The organism is Thalassolituus oleivorans MIL-1 (assembly GCF_000355675.1).
GTDB lineage: Bacteria > Pseudomonadota > Gammaproteobacteria > Pseudomonadales > Oceanobacteraceae > Thalassolituus > Thalassolituus oleivorans.
This window is the reverse complement of record NC_020888.1, coordinates 2,880,261-2,895,018: the sequence shown is the minus strand read 5'-3', so window position 1 is coordinate 2,895,018 and position 14,758 is coordinate 2,880,261. Positions and strand designations below refer to the sequence as shown.

Here is a 14,758-nt window from a genome sequence, read left to right as displayed (position 1 = left end):
AAGCAAGGTACATAAGGAGAATGGCCTTTGGTGACTAATAAAGCGGCGTCGATACGCCAAAAACTGCTGAACTTATCGCGCGAACGCGGTGAGTCATTTGATTTCGTGTTACAGCAGTATGCGATTCAGCGGCTATTGTATCGTTTGAGTGTGTCGGAGTATCACGATCAGTTTCTTTTGAAAGGGGCGATGTTATTTTCGGTTTGGACGGGAGATCTGCATCGTCCTACTAAAGATATTGATTTGTTGGGTTTTGGATCAAACGATACTGATGTACTAGTAAATGATTTCAAAGTCATTTGTGCTATAGAAGCCGATGATGGTTTGATCTTTGATATTGAATCCATTCAAGGTGTTCGAATTAAGGAAGACTCACTTTATCAAGGTGTGAGAGTCACAGGGTTTGCTCATTTAGAAAAAGCGAAAATAGGTTTGCAAGTTGATATTGGTTTTGGCGATGCTGTCACGCCTAATGCTAGGCTGGCAACTATTCCGTCATTTTTAGATTTTCCTGCTCCTATAATGAAGATCTATCCGGTTTATACGGTGATCGCTGAGAAGTTTCACGCGATGGTGGCGCTGGGTCTGTTCAATAGTCGTATTAAAGATTTTTATGATATTTGGATGATTGCTATTCATGGCTTACAGGAAGGTGATTTTTTACTCGGCGGGGATGCTCTCGATGGGACTGCTCTTGATGGTACTCTACTAGTCTCTGCCATTAGATCGACGTTCAATCGGCGGAATACGGTGATGAGCACAGAGATGCTGTCTGTTTTTACGGCTGAATTTATGCAAGATACGAACAAACATAAACAGTGGAATGCCTTCTTGAATAAAAATCGAATCGTCAGTGATCAGTCTTTTGAAAATATACAGCAAGGGTTACGACGTTTTTTAGAGCCCGCTTATCAAGCAGCCGCCCTAGGCGCTGAATATCCTTTCAAGTGGGATGTCAGTGAAGGGAAATGGAAATAAGTCGACGTTAGTTCCGCTATGTATTTCGTTCATTTTGCTTAGTTTTATCATTAGGGTAGGTGGATGCAGCAAACGAAAGACCGTACGATTAGGTGATGTCGCATTAAGTAACGTGAACTAAAAACAATAAGGGATTAAAGAATGGCCAGTGCCAGTGAATTCGCATTTCAAAACGAAATGATTCAGCAGTTGGTGGCGAATGGTTGGTTGCTGGGTAAGCCCGAGCACTACAATCGTGAGTTGGCACTATATTCAGAGGATTTGCTGGGGTTTGTGAAAGACACCCAAGATGAGCAATGGCAAAAATTCTGTGCCTTATACCCTAATGATCCCGATACTAAGTTTTTAGAGCGTGTTGCTGCTCAGCTAAACAAGGCTGACCCCAATGCAGCTGCGTCGTTTTCGAATAAAGAGCTGCGCTCCTTTGGTACGTTAGGGGTGTTGCGTCACGAGCTGCGTGATCGCGGTACGCGTTTTAGCCTGTGCCAATTTAAGCCCGAGCACGACCTAAACCCCGATACGCTAGCCCGTTATCAGCAAAACCGTTTACGCGTGGTGCCAGAGCTGGTCTACAGCCCTTGGGCGACGGATGAGCATGAAGCCGAGGAAGGCACTCGTTCTAAGCGGTGGCGCATCGACTTAGTCCTGTTTGTGAATGGCTTGCCAGTGGCGACGCTAGAGCTGAAATCTGAGTTTAAGCAAGCCGTGCAAAACGCCATCAAACAGTACAAAACCACCCGCTTTGCCATTGACCCCACCACAAAAAAGCCCGAGCCGCTATTAACCTTTAAACGCGGTGCTTTGGTGCATTTTGCTGTGAGCCAATACGAAGTGTATATGGCGACTCGTTTAGAGGGCGATACGACTTTCTTTTTGCCTTTTAACAAAGGGACGTCAACGGGTGGCGCGGGTAACGACGTGCCTGCGGATGTAAACCAGTATGCCACCGAATACTTGTGGAATGAGGTATTACAGCCCGATAACTTGCTGAATATTCTCGCCCGTTTTGTGCATTTACAAATTGAAGAAAAAGAAGACTGGGAAGGGCGCAAGTACAAAAAAGAGGCGCTGATATTCCCGCGTTATCACCAGTGGGATGTGGTCACTAAGTTGGTGAATGCCGCACGCACGGAAGGGCCGGGCAATAAGTATTTAATTCAGCACAGTGCCGGTTCGGGCAAGTCGAATTCTATCGCGTGGTCGGCGCACCAGTTATCGGCGATTCACACTGGGGAGGGCAATAAGCTGTTTGATTCGGTGATTGTGGTGACAGATCGAACGGTACTGGACGATCAGCTGCAAGAAACGATTTCGCAGTTTACCTCGGTCGAGGGCACGGTGGGGCGCATTAACCGCAATGAGGGCGATGGCTCTAAATCGGAAAAACTCGCCAAAGCACTCGAAACCTCGCAGCCGATTATTATCGTCACCATTCAAACCTTCCCTTATGTGTTAAAAGCCATCGAAAACAGCGTCAGCTTAAAAGAGCGCAATTATGTGGTGATTGCCGATGAAGCGCACAGTTCGCAAACCGGCAGTACCGCGCGCCAGTTAAAAGAAGTGCTGATGATGGACGCCACAAGCGACGAAGAAGAACTCTCGACCGAGGATATTCTCGATGCTGCTGTGGCTTCACGTCGTGCGTCTAAAAATCTCAGTTATTTAGCCTTTACCGCCACGCCTAAAACTAAAACGCTTGAGCAGTTTGGTCGTTTACCTAAGCCGAATGAAGCACCATCTAAAACCAACAAGCCCGAAGCCTACCATGTGTATTCGATGCGCCAAGCCATCGAAGAAGGCTTTATTTTAGATGTGCTGAAAAACTACACCAATTATAAAGTTGCCTATAACTTAGCCATGAAAATGGCAGGCAGCGATCAAGAGGTTGAAAGCAAAAAGGCCAAGGTCAAACTGAACCAGTGGGTGCGTTTGCACGATTACAACATTAGCCAAAAAGTGCAGGTCATTGTCGAGCATTTTAAAGATAACGTGATGGGTTTATTGGGCGGACAAGCGAAAGCTATGGTCGTGACCAGCTCGCGCAAAGAAGCCGTGCGCTACAAGCTCGCTTTTGATAAGTACATTGCTGAGAAGGGCGCTGCTGGCTTAGGTTCAGGAGCAGGAGCAGAAAAACGTTATGCCAATATTCACGCAATGGTGGCCTTCTCTGGTGAGGTGGAATACAACGAGAAAGACCCCAATGCTACGGCATTACTGGGCGAGAAATTCACCGAAGCCAATATGAACACTAATCTCAAAGGTCGTGATATGCGCAAAGCCTTTGATAGCGACGATTACCAAGTAATGATTGTTGCCAACAAGTTTCAAACTGGCTTTGATCAGCCCAAACTCTGCGCTATGTACGTTGATAAAAAACTGGGTGGGGTTGAGTGTGTACAAACACTGTCGCGGTTAAATCGTACTTTCCCGAGTAAGGCAGAAACTGGCACTTTCATTTTGGACTTTTTTAATGAGCCAGACGATATTCTGTCTGCCTTTCAGCCGTATTATCAAACTGCTGAATTGGCCGATGTATCCAACCCTGATTTGATCTTTGATTTATCCGACAAGCTGCGCGCTTCGGGTATTTTCTTGTGGCAAGAAGTCGAGCAGTTTTGTAACGCCTTTTATGTAAAAAGCAAAAGCAATGCGGCCATCGCGAACATCTGCAAGCCTGCGGTTGAGCGTTGGCAAAAACGCTATAAGTCAGCCATTGAGGCATTTAAACAAGCGAAAGAGATGTTTGAGCGCACTAAGCGCACGAATGATCCGGTGTTAATTGCGAATGCCGAGAATAGTTTTAAAGAATGTAAGCAAGAAAAAGACGCGCTAGAAATCTTCAAGAAAGACTTGGGCACGTTTGTGCGCTTTTACGAGTTTATGTCTCAGATTGTGGACTACAACGATAAAGATTTAGAAAAACTCTGTTTGTATGCACGTAATTTGCGCCCTATGTTGCGTGAGGTCGTTGAAGAAGACGATGACATTAACCTGAATGATGTCGTGTTAAGTCACTATCGTTTGTCGGTAATTCGTCAACAAGATTTAAAGTTAAAAGAAGACTCAGCAGATTATAAATTAGTGCCGGGCGAAGGTTTGGGGTCAGCCAAAGCAAAAGACAAAAAAGAAGAGTTTTTGTCGCAAATAATTGAGCGTTTAAACGAACTCTTTATTACCGATCAGTTAACTGAAAACGACATGGTGAACTATGCCTACACCGTGCGCGATAAACTCAGTGAGAATATTCAGGTCATGCAACAGATTGCCAACAACAGCCCAGAGCAAGCGATGTTAGGCGATTTTGCGAAAGCGATTGATGATGCCATTTTGGATAGTAGCGCAGCGCATCAAAACCAGATGATGCAGTTACTGTCAGACCCAATCAAAGCGAAAGGATTTTCTAAGTTAATTTATGATTTGCTGACTTTGGCGGTGTGAGGTGTCTCGTTCGATGGAGTAATAAAAAAGGCCCGATACCAAAATACGGTATCGAGCCTTTTTCTTTAATATGGTGGAGATGGCGGGATTTGAACCCGCGTCCGCCAATCCTCCACTAGAGGATCTACATGCTTAGCCGTCTCTATTAATTTAGTTCGTCACGGGCCGAGGGGCAGGCCGTTCAGAACGAGCTCGATTAAGTTTAACTCTTTGGCTACGAGCGAAGCCTCCAAGCGATCCTATAAGACGTCGCCCTCGTCCCCCGGCTATAGGAACCCGAGTTCGGAGGTAAGCGGGCTTAAGCCGCTAGTGCGTAAGTTTCGTCGTTTGCGACTATAACTATGTATAACGTTTATTTACGAGATCGCTATACACTCTCGGCATGCACCCATAGCTTTGTAATCAACGTCGAATCCTAATCATCCCCAGATTCTTCGCCTAATCAATCGCCTTAGGTCGTAGTGTTTAATGTGGGGGCGGAGTTTGATTTTTCAACCTTGCCCTGTATTCACATTAGTCGTGCAGCGTATCACAAGCCTTGCTCGCTGTCAGCGAACAGAGTGCTTCATGATGCGTTCTTTTTGTTTGGCCCAGTCGCGATCTTTTGAGCTATCGCGTTTGTCGTGGCTTTGTTTCCCTTTGGCTAGGGCAATCTCGGCTTTGATGTTTGGACCTTTCCAATAAATCGCGGTACAGACGCAGGTGTAACCCTTGGCCTGAATTTTTTGTACCAATCGATCAATTTCACGGCGGTGCATCAGCAACTTACGCTCGCGTCGCGGCTCGGTCACAATGTGCGTTGAGGCCTGCTGCAGCGGCGAAATCAATGCACCGTGTAGCCAAGCTTCACCGTTGTGAATTTGGACAAAAGAGTCGACGAGTTGGCATTTGCCTTCACGCAGGGATTTTACTTCCCAGCCGGTAAGAACCAGACCTACTTCGAGTTTGTCTTCGAGAAAGTAGTCGTGACGGGCTTTTTTGTTCTGTGCGATGGTGCCGCCACCGGACTTAGGTTTTTTGTTTGTGCTCATGGCGCTGATTATAACTGACACTGTGGTGAAAGGGCAGTAGGTAGCCTGCGCCCTTGAGCGTAGGGGGTAAATCCCTGACAATACGCGCATTACAAGAAAGGATAAGAATATGACGGCAGATAAGCGCGGTATGCACGGCATCTGGAGCAGTCGCTGGACGTTTATTTTGGCTGCGACAGGATCGGCAGTGGGTTTAGGGAATATTTGGAAGTTCCCCTACATTGCTGGTGAGAACGGCGGCGGCGCATTTGTATTGGTGTATTTACTATGCATTTTAACCGCAGGCATTCCGATCATGATGGCGGAAGTGCTACTTGGTCGTAAAGCGCGCATGAGTCCGATTCATACCATGGAGCGCCTCACAGCGACGGCAAAAGCGCCGCGTATGTTTGCCGGCATTGGTTGGATGGGGGCTGTGGCTGGGTTTTGTATTCTGTCATTTTACAGTGTGATTGCAGGCTGGACTGTGTATTACACAGTAAAGATGGCGACCGGCACATTTACTGGCATTAGCGGTGAGAATGCAGGGGCTGTATTTAGTGACCTGCTCGCTGATCCTCAGTCGTTAATGCTTTATCACACAATTTTTATGGTATTAGTCGGGGTTGTGATTGCGCGTGGTGTGCATCGCGGCTTGGAAAATGCAGTGCGTATTATGATGCCGCTGTTGTTCATTATGTTGATACTGCTTTTAGGCTACAGCTTGACGACACCGGGTTTTAGCCAAGGGTTTAACTTCTTATTTAGCTTTGATTTCAGCAAGTTGTCGCAAGAAAGCGTCGTCGTAGCTTTAGGACACGCGTTTTTCACTTTGAGCTTAGGTATGGGCGCGATCATGGCCTACGGTGCTTATATGCCAGCAGATGCATCACTGGGTAAGACTGTTTTGGCTGTGGGTATTCTGGATACAATAGTGGCATTAGCCGCAGGTTTAGTGATATTCCCGATTGTATTCACTAACGGTTTAGAGCCGGGTGCTGGCCCAGGGCTGATGTTTCAGACCTTGCCTATCGCCTTTGGTGGATTGCCTGGCGGCGTACTGATTGGCACAACGTTCTTTGTTCTTGTCGTGATCGCGGCGTGGAGTTCTGCTATTTCTATTGCTGAGCCTGCGGTCGCTTGGTGTGTCGAGAAGGGTGTTGGTCGCGGCCGTTCAACCTTCATTGTCTGTGCGCTGGCTTGGTTTTTAGGTATCGGCACGGTTTTCTCGTTTAATGATTGGTCGAATAATCAATTTTTCGTCCATGTGACACCAACAGTAGCGGAGCAGGCTGATGCAACGAGTGTCCAGTTGCCCGAGGCTGAGTGGTTTGCCTATGCCGATGTCTCTGAGTTAGAACGGCTATACCCGCCGACCGAAAGCGTTAACTTTCAAATTACAGGCAAGACATTCTTCGACGTACTCGACTTTTTAACCGCCAACATTCTGTTACCACTAGGTGGTGTGTTGATTTCGCTGTTTGGGGGTTGGTTTTTGAGCCGTCGCAGCGTTGCGGATGAAGCTCGGGTTAATAACACCGCGATTTTTGAAATCTGGCGTTTTATGATTCGGTTTGTATCGCCTGCAGCGGTGCTGTTTGTATTTATCCACGGCATCTTATGATGCTTCTGGCAACCAAAAGGTAAGCGAATGACGACTATTACGCGCAGTGCATTAGTGATGCATACCGCGGAAGAAATGTTTGATCTAGTAAATGATGTGCGCCGCTATCCCGAGTTTTTGCCGGGTTGCCAAGCGACAGAGGTGCTGGATGAAGATGACAACTTTATTGAGGCGCGTCTGACAATCAGTAAGGCTGGATTGCAACATAGCTTCAGTACTCACAATGACCTTGTACGCCCGGAGCGTATGGATATTCGATTACTGGAAGGACCTTTTAGTCGTTTTACGGGTACTTGGCGCTTTCAAAAACTATCGGATGAGGCTTGTAAGGTGTCGTTGGATATGGAATTTGAAATGGGCAATTTTATCACTGGGGCTGCTATGGGGGCCCTGTTTAAACAAGTTGCTGGGGCTATGGTTGACTCTTTTGTAAAACGAGCGAATGAGATTTATGGCTGAGAAAATTCAGGTCGAGGTAGCCTACGCCTTACCTCATAAGCAAAAAATTGTTGCAGTTGAAGTGCCTGAGGGCACGACCTTGTTAGATGCGGTACGTCTGTCGGGTATTGAAGCCGAATTTCCCGAGTTGGTATTAGCGGATGCTAAGTTTGGTATTTTTGGTAAGGCTGTACGTGATGCGGAAGGCGAGGTGTTGCGCGCTGGCGACCGTGTAGAGATTTATCGCCCGCTGATTATTGACCCTAAGCAAGCGCGCGCTAACCGCGCAGCAAAGGCGGCGAAAGGCTAAGGCTGGTGGTGAGTGCGGCACAAAAAAGCCCACTCACCGTGGGCTTGATTTGCAGCTAGTACCTAGAGGTCGGTAGGTACGGTATTAAGATTTCGTTCTTCTTCTGGTAGTGAGTTGAGCTGGTTCGTTTCATTGAAATCTTCAGCAGGTAAGTCGCCAGAATAGTGGGTATAAAGACCTTGGTCATTGAAGTGAATGACTACATGGTAGTCTTTCACTACCTTATCGCGTTGCTCTAAGGTATAGATGTAATCCCACTGTTTTTGCTCAAAAGGGTTACGCATTACAGGGTTGCCCATTACGTAACTTACTTGGCGTTGATTCATGCCAGGCTTGAGTTGGCTTAGCATCTCAGGGGTAACAATATTGCCCTGTTGGACGTTGAGCTTGTACACACCGGGAAAAGTGCAGCCGGAAAGGGTTGCAAAACCAAGTAAACCGGTCAGAATTAGGGCTCGCATGATCAGGGTACTGTCTCTTTGGTTGCTTTCAGCTAGGACCACGATGATACCTGATAATTCAACTTGCTGTGAAATATTCGAGGAAGGCAATGTCCGATCAAAACGTGGAATTGCGCAAGGCAGGCCTGAAAGTCACGCTGCCACGTGTCAAAATTCTTAGTATCTTGGAGAGTGATCCAGATGCTCACATGAGTGCAGAAGATGTTTATCGCGCGTTAATTGAAGCGGGCGAAGATGTCGGTTTGGCGACGGTATACCGTGTATTAACCCAGTTCGAAAGCGCTGGGTTGGTTACTCGTCATAACTTTGATGGTGGTCACTCGGTGTTTGAGTTGGCGCGAGGCGAACACCATGATCATATGGTTAACGTCGATGATGGTACTGTTATCGAGTTTACCAATACGCAAATCGAACGCTTACAGCACGAAATCGCTGAACAGCATGGGTTCGATTTGGTTGATCACAGCTTAGTGCTTTACGTTCGTAAAAAATAAGCTGGCTGTCATTTTAAAAAACCGCACTGCATTACTGCAGTGCGGTTTTTTTTATGGGCGCTACTTTTATGTTAAAGGTCACAGTGCCGATTACGAGCGCACCAACGCGAGCATCTCTGAGGCATGCGCCAATGTCTGGCTGGTAATTTCGATCCCGCCTAACATACGAGCGAGTTCTTCCGCTCTTTGTTTGCTACTTAGCTCCCGAATACGCGTATGAGTGGCTTCATCACCACTGACCTTACTGACTTGGAAGTGCTGATGCGCTTGGGCGGCCACTTGCGGCTGGTGAGTGACGCACATAACTTGGCTATTGTTACCGAGTTTACGCATTAGTCGACCAACACGTTCCGCAGTGCCGCCACCTATACCAACATCGACTTCGTCGAAAATTAGGCTTGGCACTTTACTGGTAGCAGCGGTGACGACCTGAATCGCTAAGCTAATACGCGATAATTCACCGCCAGATGCTACTTTTGCCAATGGGCCTGCAGGCATTCCCGGATTGGTCTGCACGATGAAGTGAATGTCGTCGATGCCATGGCTTTGTGCTTGCTTAATATCTTGGGGAATTACTTGGGTGATAAACCGTGCTCGCCCGAGAGATAACGCCTCAAAGTGGGCTTCAATATCTTTATCCATTTGTGTTGCGGCATGGATGCGAGCATTGCTTAAGGCTTGAGCTTCGCTTAAGAAGGCTTGGTAGAGCGATTCTACTTCAGCTCGTAATTCTGCTAAATCCTCATCTGACAACGACAAAGCAGCGAGCGCTTGTTCCTGTTCTTGCCAATGTGCATACACTTGTTGAGCATTAATGTGATGCTTGCGCGCCATCGTGTAGATATCGCTTAAACGACTTTCGATTTGCTGTAAGCGATGCGGATTGATATCGACACCATCTAGATAGCGCTGTAATGAATTACCGGCTTCTTCTAATTGGATATGCGCTTGCTGTAAGAGATCACGGGCTTCTTCTAAGTGCGGATGGCGATCATCAATTTGTTGCAGCTGATGAATCGCTTGATAGACCATCTGAGTGGCGGCTTGCTCGCTGTTATCGTCACCTAGGCAGGCAATAACCGCAGATTGACCGCTTAATAGCGTGTTTTCGGCATTGGCTAAACGTTTGTGTTCGGCTTCAAGTTCATCCAGTTCAAGTTCACCAATTGCCAGTTCACGTAACTCTTCAACTTGATAGGTTAATAGCTGACGTTGAGCTTGAAGCTCGGCGCTTTCTTCCTGCAGGCTTTTGAGTTGGCGATATTGCGTTTGCCATTGGCGATATAACCCACTGACTTTGGTCGTTTGTTCCGATAGCCCAGCATAGCTGTCGAGCAGCTGTCTCGGGGTGTCTTTTTCTAGCAAGCGTTGGTGAGCATGCTGTGAATGCACATCAATTAAGTGGCTAGCGATTTCTTTTAAGTCGTTAGCAGGCACAGGGCGGCCATTTATGTAGCCGCGTGAACGACCTTCAGCCGAAATTATTCGGCGTAAAATAACTTCGTCATCGCTAGGGAAATCATAGCTTTTTAACCAAGCTTGGGCGTTGCTATTGGTCTTAAATGTGGCGCATACCTCGGCTTTGCTTGCGCCTTTGCGCACGCATCCTGCTTCTGCTCGTTGGCCTAAGGCTAAACCTAAGGCATCGAGCAAAATGGACTTACCGGCACCCGTCTCGCCAGTAATAACCGACATTCCTGCACCGAACTCTAATTCCATGTGTTCGACGAGGGCGAATTGATGAATGGACAGATTTGCTAGCATGGTATGCGCTCCAGTATCTGAATGGATATACAGTGTTTTTATATACAGTGGTGCTTATTGTCAAGTGAAGTTTTGAACAGCGCCCTTGAAACACAATTTGTGACCCCCATATAGGAGTCAGATTTCTTGTATGTGAATGAGGATAGATACATGTCAGACGAGCAAAAGGTTCAAGACGAGACCCTGGAACAGGTAGCCCCTGAGGTTGCTGCTGAAACCGAGGACGCAGCGGACGCTTCGCCTGAATCAACGGCTCTGGCGGATGCTCAGAAAGAGATAGCTGAGCTCAAAGAGCAAATGTTGCGTACCCAAGCGGAAATGCAAAACGTACGTCGCCGTGCTGAGCTTGATGTCGAAAAAGCACATAAGTTTGGTTTGGAAAAATTCGCCGCTGAGATGGTGGGCGTCGTTGATAATTTAGAGCGCGGCCTAGCTGCAGCGCCAGAAGAGGAAGCGACGAAGGCAATTCGAGATGGCATTGAAATGACCCTAAGCGGTTTTATTTCATCGCTGGCTCGCTTCAATGTTGATGTGGTTAATCCCGAAGGTGAAACCTTTAATCCTGAGTTTCATCAAGCAATGTCAATGATTGAAAATCCGGATTTGGCCCCAAATACTGTGATTGCAGTGATGCAGAAGGGCTACACATTGCACGGTCGTTTATTGCGTCCAGCGATGGTGATGGTCAGTAAGGGCGCGGCACAAATAGACGAAAAAGCTTAATTTTTGTACTGGTATAGCCTTGAAATAGAAATTCCAGCACCAATATAGAAGTCATCGAACAACACAATTAATCATTACAATATTTGGGCTTTGCGCCCAGAGATTTGGAGAGTAATAGTATGGGTAGAATTATCGGTATTGACCTCGGAACCACCAACTCATGTGTGGCAATCCTTGATGGCGACAAACCAAAAGTTATTGAAAACGCAGAAGGCGATCGTACCACTCCTTCCATCGTTGCGTATGCCGACGAAGAAGTTTTAGTAGGTCAATCGGCTAAGCGTCAGGCGGTTACTAACCCGCACAACACTTTATTCGCAGTTAAGCGTCTAATTGGCCGTAAATTTAAAGATGACGTTGTACAGAAAGACATCTCTATGGTGCCGTACAAAATCATTGAAGCCGATAACGGCGATGCATGGGTTGCTGTACGCGATCAAAAATTCGCACCGCCACAAATTTCGGCAGAAATTCTGAAGAAAATGAAGAAAACCGCCGAAGATTATCTTGGCGAAAAGGTAACTGAAGCGGTGATTACTGTTCCTGCTTACTTTAACGATTCACAACGTCAAGCAACTAAAGATGCGGGTAAAATCGCAGGCCTAGACGTTAAGCGTATTATCAACGAGCCAACCGCGGCTGCTTTAGCGTACGGTATGGATAAAACCGGTGGTGACCGTACTATCGCGGTTTACGACTTAGGTGGTGGTACATTCGATATTTCTATTATCGAAGTTGCTGATGTTGATGGCGAAAAGCAATTCGAAGTATTGGCGACTAACGGTGATACTTTCTTAGGTGGTGAAGATTTCGACTTACGTTTGATCGAATATTTAGCAGCCGAATTTAAGAAAGACACGGGCATTGATTTGCACAACGATCCTTTGGCCTTGCAACGTCTGAAAGAAGGTGCGGAAAAAGCCAAGGTTGAGTTGTCTTCGTCACAACAAACTGATGTGAACTTGCCATACATCACGGCTGATGCGTCAGGTCCTAAGCATTTAAATGTGAAAGTGACTCGCGCGAAATTAGAAAGCTTGGTTGAAGAGCTGGTTAAGCGCTCTATGGATCCTTGTGCCATGGCATTGAAAGATGCTGGCCTGAGTGCTTCTGAGATTGATGAAGTAATCTTGGTTGGTGGCCAGACCCGTATGCCTATGGTGCAGAAAGCGGTTGCTGATTTCTTTGGTAAAGAGCCACGTAAAGACGTAAACCCTGATGAAGCGGTTGCCGTAGGCGCAGCAATTCAAGGTGCGGTTCTTTCAGGCGACGTGAAAGACGTATTACTGTTAGACGTAACACCGCTGACTCTGGGTATTGAAACCATGGGTGGCGTTGCTACGCCAGTGATTGATAAGAACACCACGATTCCTACTAAGAAATCACAAGTGTTCTCAACCGCTGAAGATAACCAAACAGCAGTGACGATTCACGTTGTGCAGGGTGAGCGTAAGCAAGCGGCACAGAATAAGTCTCTTGGTCGTTTTGATTTGGCTGATATTCCGCCAGCACAGCGTGGTATGCCACAAATTGAAGTGACGTTCGACATTGATGCCAACGGTATCTTGAACGTAAGTGCGAAAGATAAGGCAACGGGCAAAGTTCAGTCTATCGTGATCAAGGCGTCTTCAGGTTTGAGTGATGAAGAAATCGAGAAAATGGTAGCCGATGCTGAAGCTAACGCTGAAGCGGATAAAAAGTTTGAAAGCCTAGTGCAAGCTCGTAATACAGCGGATGGTTTGATTCACGCAACTCGCAAAACTCTAGAAGAAGCTGGCGACAAAGCCACTGCTGAAGAGAAATCTGCGATTGAAGCGGCTATTACAGATCTTGAAGCTGTATTTAAAGGCGATGACATCGCTGAGATCGAAGCGAAAACCAATGCGCTAACAGAAGCCTCTGCTTCTTTGGCTCAGAAGTTGTACGCAGAACAAGCTCAAGCAGCCGAAGGCGCTAAACAAGGTGATGACCAATCAGCTCAAGATGATGATGTGGTTGATGCCGAGTTTGAAGAAGTGAAAGACAAGTAATCGGGGCCGCAGGCCACTGATTGACAGGGGCGCGGCAGTCTTCATTGAGGGCTGTCGCGTTTTTTTGCTTCATTAGTTTGAGTAAAAAGTTTCCTAGTTATTACGTGCCGGTACTCTGTGTATTGGGCAAAACCGAACACAAAACTGCACTGAATAATCCCCCCTTAAGGCGTAAATCGCGGTCGTCTGGGTGGCAGTACAACAGGTGATGACATGTCGAAGCGAGATTATTACGAAATATTAGGCGTCAGTCGCGACGTTGAAGGTAAAGACCTGAAAAAGGCTTACCGTAAGTTGGCCATGAAATATCATCCGGATCGTAATCCTGATGACAAAGATGCCGACGCAAAATTTAAAGAAGCTACCGAAGCTTATGAAATTTTAGGCGACGAGAAAAAGCGCGCTGCTTATGATCAATATGGTCATGCCGGTGTAGATCCAAATGCCGCTGGTGGCGGTGGTTTTGGCGGCGGTAGCGGTAACTTCAGCGATATCTTCGGTGATGTTTTCGGTGATATTTTTGGTGGCGGTGGCCGCGGAGGTCGCGGTGGCCCACAGCGTGGTTCAGATCTACGTTACACGATGGATTTATCACTAGAAGAAGCGGTTCGTGGCGTTGAGAAAAAGATTCGTGTTCCAACGTTAACGGCTTGTAGCACTTGTGATGGTAGCGGCGCTAAGCCGGGTACTAAGCCAAAAGTGTGTGGCACTTGTCATGGTCAAGGCCAAGTGCGTATGCAACAGGGCTTTTTCTCTGTTCAGCAAACTTGTCCGAGTTGCCGTGGTCAAGGCACCATGATTGAAGATCCATGTACTAGCTGTCATGGTCGTGGTGTTAAAGAAGAAACCAAAACACTGTCGGTTAAGATTCCGCCAGGTGTGGATACCGGTGATCGTATTCGTTTGTCTGGAGAGGGCGAAGCGGGTGCCATGGGCGGGCCTGCTGGCGACCTATATGTACAGGTCAGTGTGCGTGAGCATGAGTTGTTCCATCGTGATGGTCGTAACCTATACTGTGATGTCCCTATCAGCATTGTTGATGCGGCGTTGGGTGGTGAGTTAGAAGTACCAACACTTGATGGTCGAGTGAAGCTTAAGATTCCAGCCGAAACTCAAAGCGGTAAGTTGTTCCGTTTGCGTGGCAAGGGCGTTGTTCCTGTGCGTGGTGGTACGGCGGGCGATTTACTTTGCCGCGTACAGGTAGAAACGCCGGTGAATCTAACATCAGAGCAGAAAGATCTGTTGTTGAAATTCCAAGCGTCTCTTAATGGCGAAAAGGGTGGTGATAAGCACTCTCCGCAAAAGAAAACGTGGTTTGAAGGCGTGAAGCGTTTCTTTGAAGAAATCTAACGCCTGATTGACTGAGGTGCTAGCTCGATTGATAGGCATCAATCGAGGTCAACTAGCGCCTCTGTCTCGCATCACTGTTAAATTCCCGATATCCTTACACCTTTTCATAATTCCTATTTTCAATTCTGGAACCCTGTC

General features: G+C 47.1%; 12 protein-coding genes and 1 other RNA gene. 9 read left to right on the top strand and 4 right to left on the bottom strand.

Annotated features, from left to right (window positions below; translation table 11 throughout):
- Positions 1 to 30: 30 nt before the first annotated feature.
- Positions 31 to 978: a nucleotidyl transferase AbiEii/AbiGii toxin family protein gene (locus TOL_RS13270; RefSeq protein WP_015487861.1), complete on the top strand. Its 948-nt coding sequence runs from the start codon at positions 31 to 33 to the stop codon at positions 976 to 978.
- Positions 979 to 1,119: 141 nt separating this feature from the next.
- Complete coding sequence (locus TOL_RS13265; RefSeq protein ID WP_015487860.1) at positions 1,120 to 4,416, top strand: type I restriction endonuclease subunit R; 3,297 nt, start codon at positions 1,120 to 1,122, stop codon at positions 4,414 to 4,416.
- Positions 4,417 to 4,487: 71 nt separating this feature from the next.
- Here TOL_RS13265 and ssrA read toward each other — a convergent pair.
- Together ssrA and smpB are read right to left on the bottom strand one after the other, a co-directional pair.
- Positions 4,488 to 4,843: a transfer-messenger RNA gene (gene ssrA / locus TOL_RS18805) on the bottom strand.
- A 121-nt stretch (positions 4,844 to 4,964) separates the two neighbouring features.
- On the bottom strand, positions 4,965 to 5,447 hold the full coding sequence (gene smpB, locus TOL_RS13260; RefSeq protein ID WP_025264886.1) for an SsrA-binding protein SmpB: 483 nt from the start codon (positions 5,445 to 5,447) through the stop codon (positions 4,965 to 4,967).
- 109 nt (positions 5,448 to 5,556) lie between these two features.
- Between smpB and TOL_RS13255 the strand changes: the two genes are divergently transcribed.
- Genes TOL_RS13255 through TOL_RS13245 form a run of 3 tightly spaced genes read left to right on the top strand, consistent with a single transcriptional unit; the run spans position 5,557 to position 7,798 of the window.
- Positions 5,557 to 7,050, top strand: coding sequence for a sodium-dependent transporter (locus tag TOL_RS13255; protein ID WP_015487858.1), 1,494 nt, complete (start codon positions 5,557 to 5,559; stop codon positions 7,048 to 7,050).
- Between the two features lie 27 nt (positions 7,051 to 7,077).
- Positions 7,078 to 7,509, top strand: coding sequence for a type II toxin-antitoxin system RatA family toxin (locus tag TOL_RS13250; protein ID WP_015487857.1), 432 nt, complete (start codon positions 7,078 to 7,080; stop codon positions 7,507 to 7,509).
- Positions 7,502 to 7,798: an RnfH family protein gene (locus tag TOL_RS13245; RefSeq protein WP_015487856.1), complete on the top strand. Its 297-nt coding sequence runs from the start codon at positions 7,502 to 7,504 to the stop codon at positions 7,796 to 7,798. The genes TOL_RS13250 and TOL_RS13245 overlap by 8 nt, the downstream gene beginning before the upstream one ends.
- A gap of 62 nt (positions 7,799 to 7,860) precedes the next feature.
- Here TOL_RS13245 and TOL_RS13240 read toward each other — a convergent pair whose 3' ends face one another.
- The gene (locus TOL_RS13240; RefSeq protein WP_015487855.1) at positions 7,861 to 8,259 is read right to left on the bottom strand and encodes an outer membrane protein assembly factor BamE; all 399 of its coding nucleotides are present in this window, start codon (positions 8,257 to 8,259) and stop codon (positions 7,861 to 7,863) included.
- 89 nt (positions 8,260 to 8,348) lie between these two features.
- Between TOL_RS13240 and fur the strand changes: the two genes are divergently transcribed.
- Positions 8,349 to 8,753, top strand: a complete 405-nt coding sequence (gene fur, locus TOL_RS13235) for a ferric iron uptake transcriptional regulator (RefSeq protein ID WP_015487854.1) — start codon at positions 8,349 to 8,351, stop codon at positions 8,751 to 8,753.
- Between the two features lie 90 nt (positions 8,754 to 8,843).
- Here the strand turns inward: fur and recN are convergent, their stop codons facing one another.
- Positions 8,844 to 10,517: a DNA repair protein RecN gene (gene recN / locus TOL_RS13230; RefSeq protein WP_015487853.1), complete on the bottom strand. Its 1,674-nt coding sequence runs from the start codon at positions 10,515 to 10,517 to the stop codon at positions 8,844 to 8,846.
- 150 nt (positions 10,518 to 10,667) lie between these two features.
- Here recN and grpE point away from each other — a divergent pair, with 150 nt between their 5' ends.
- From grpE to dnaJ, 3 genes are all read left to right on the top strand, one after another.
- Positions 10,668 to 11,240, top strand: a complete 573-nt coding sequence (gene grpE, locus TOL_RS13225) for a nucleotide exchange factor GrpE (protein WP_025264889.1) — start codon at positions 10,668 to 10,670, stop codon at positions 11,238 to 11,240.
- 119 nt (positions 11,241 to 11,359) lie between these two features.
- Entirely contained in the window at positions 11,360 to 13,270 is a 1,911-nt protein-coding gene (dnaK, locus tag TOL_RS13220) for a molecular chaperone DnaK (RefSeq protein WP_015487851.1), read from the top strand.
- Positions 13,271 to 13,483: 213 nt separating this feature from the next.
- Positions 13,484 to 14,620, top strand: a complete 1,137-nt coding sequence (dnaJ, locus tag TOL_RS13215; protein ID WP_015487850.1) for a molecular chaperone DnaJ — start codon at positions 13,484 to 13,486, stop codon at positions 14,618 to 14,620.
- Positions 14,621 to 14,758: the final 138 nt, after the last annotated feature.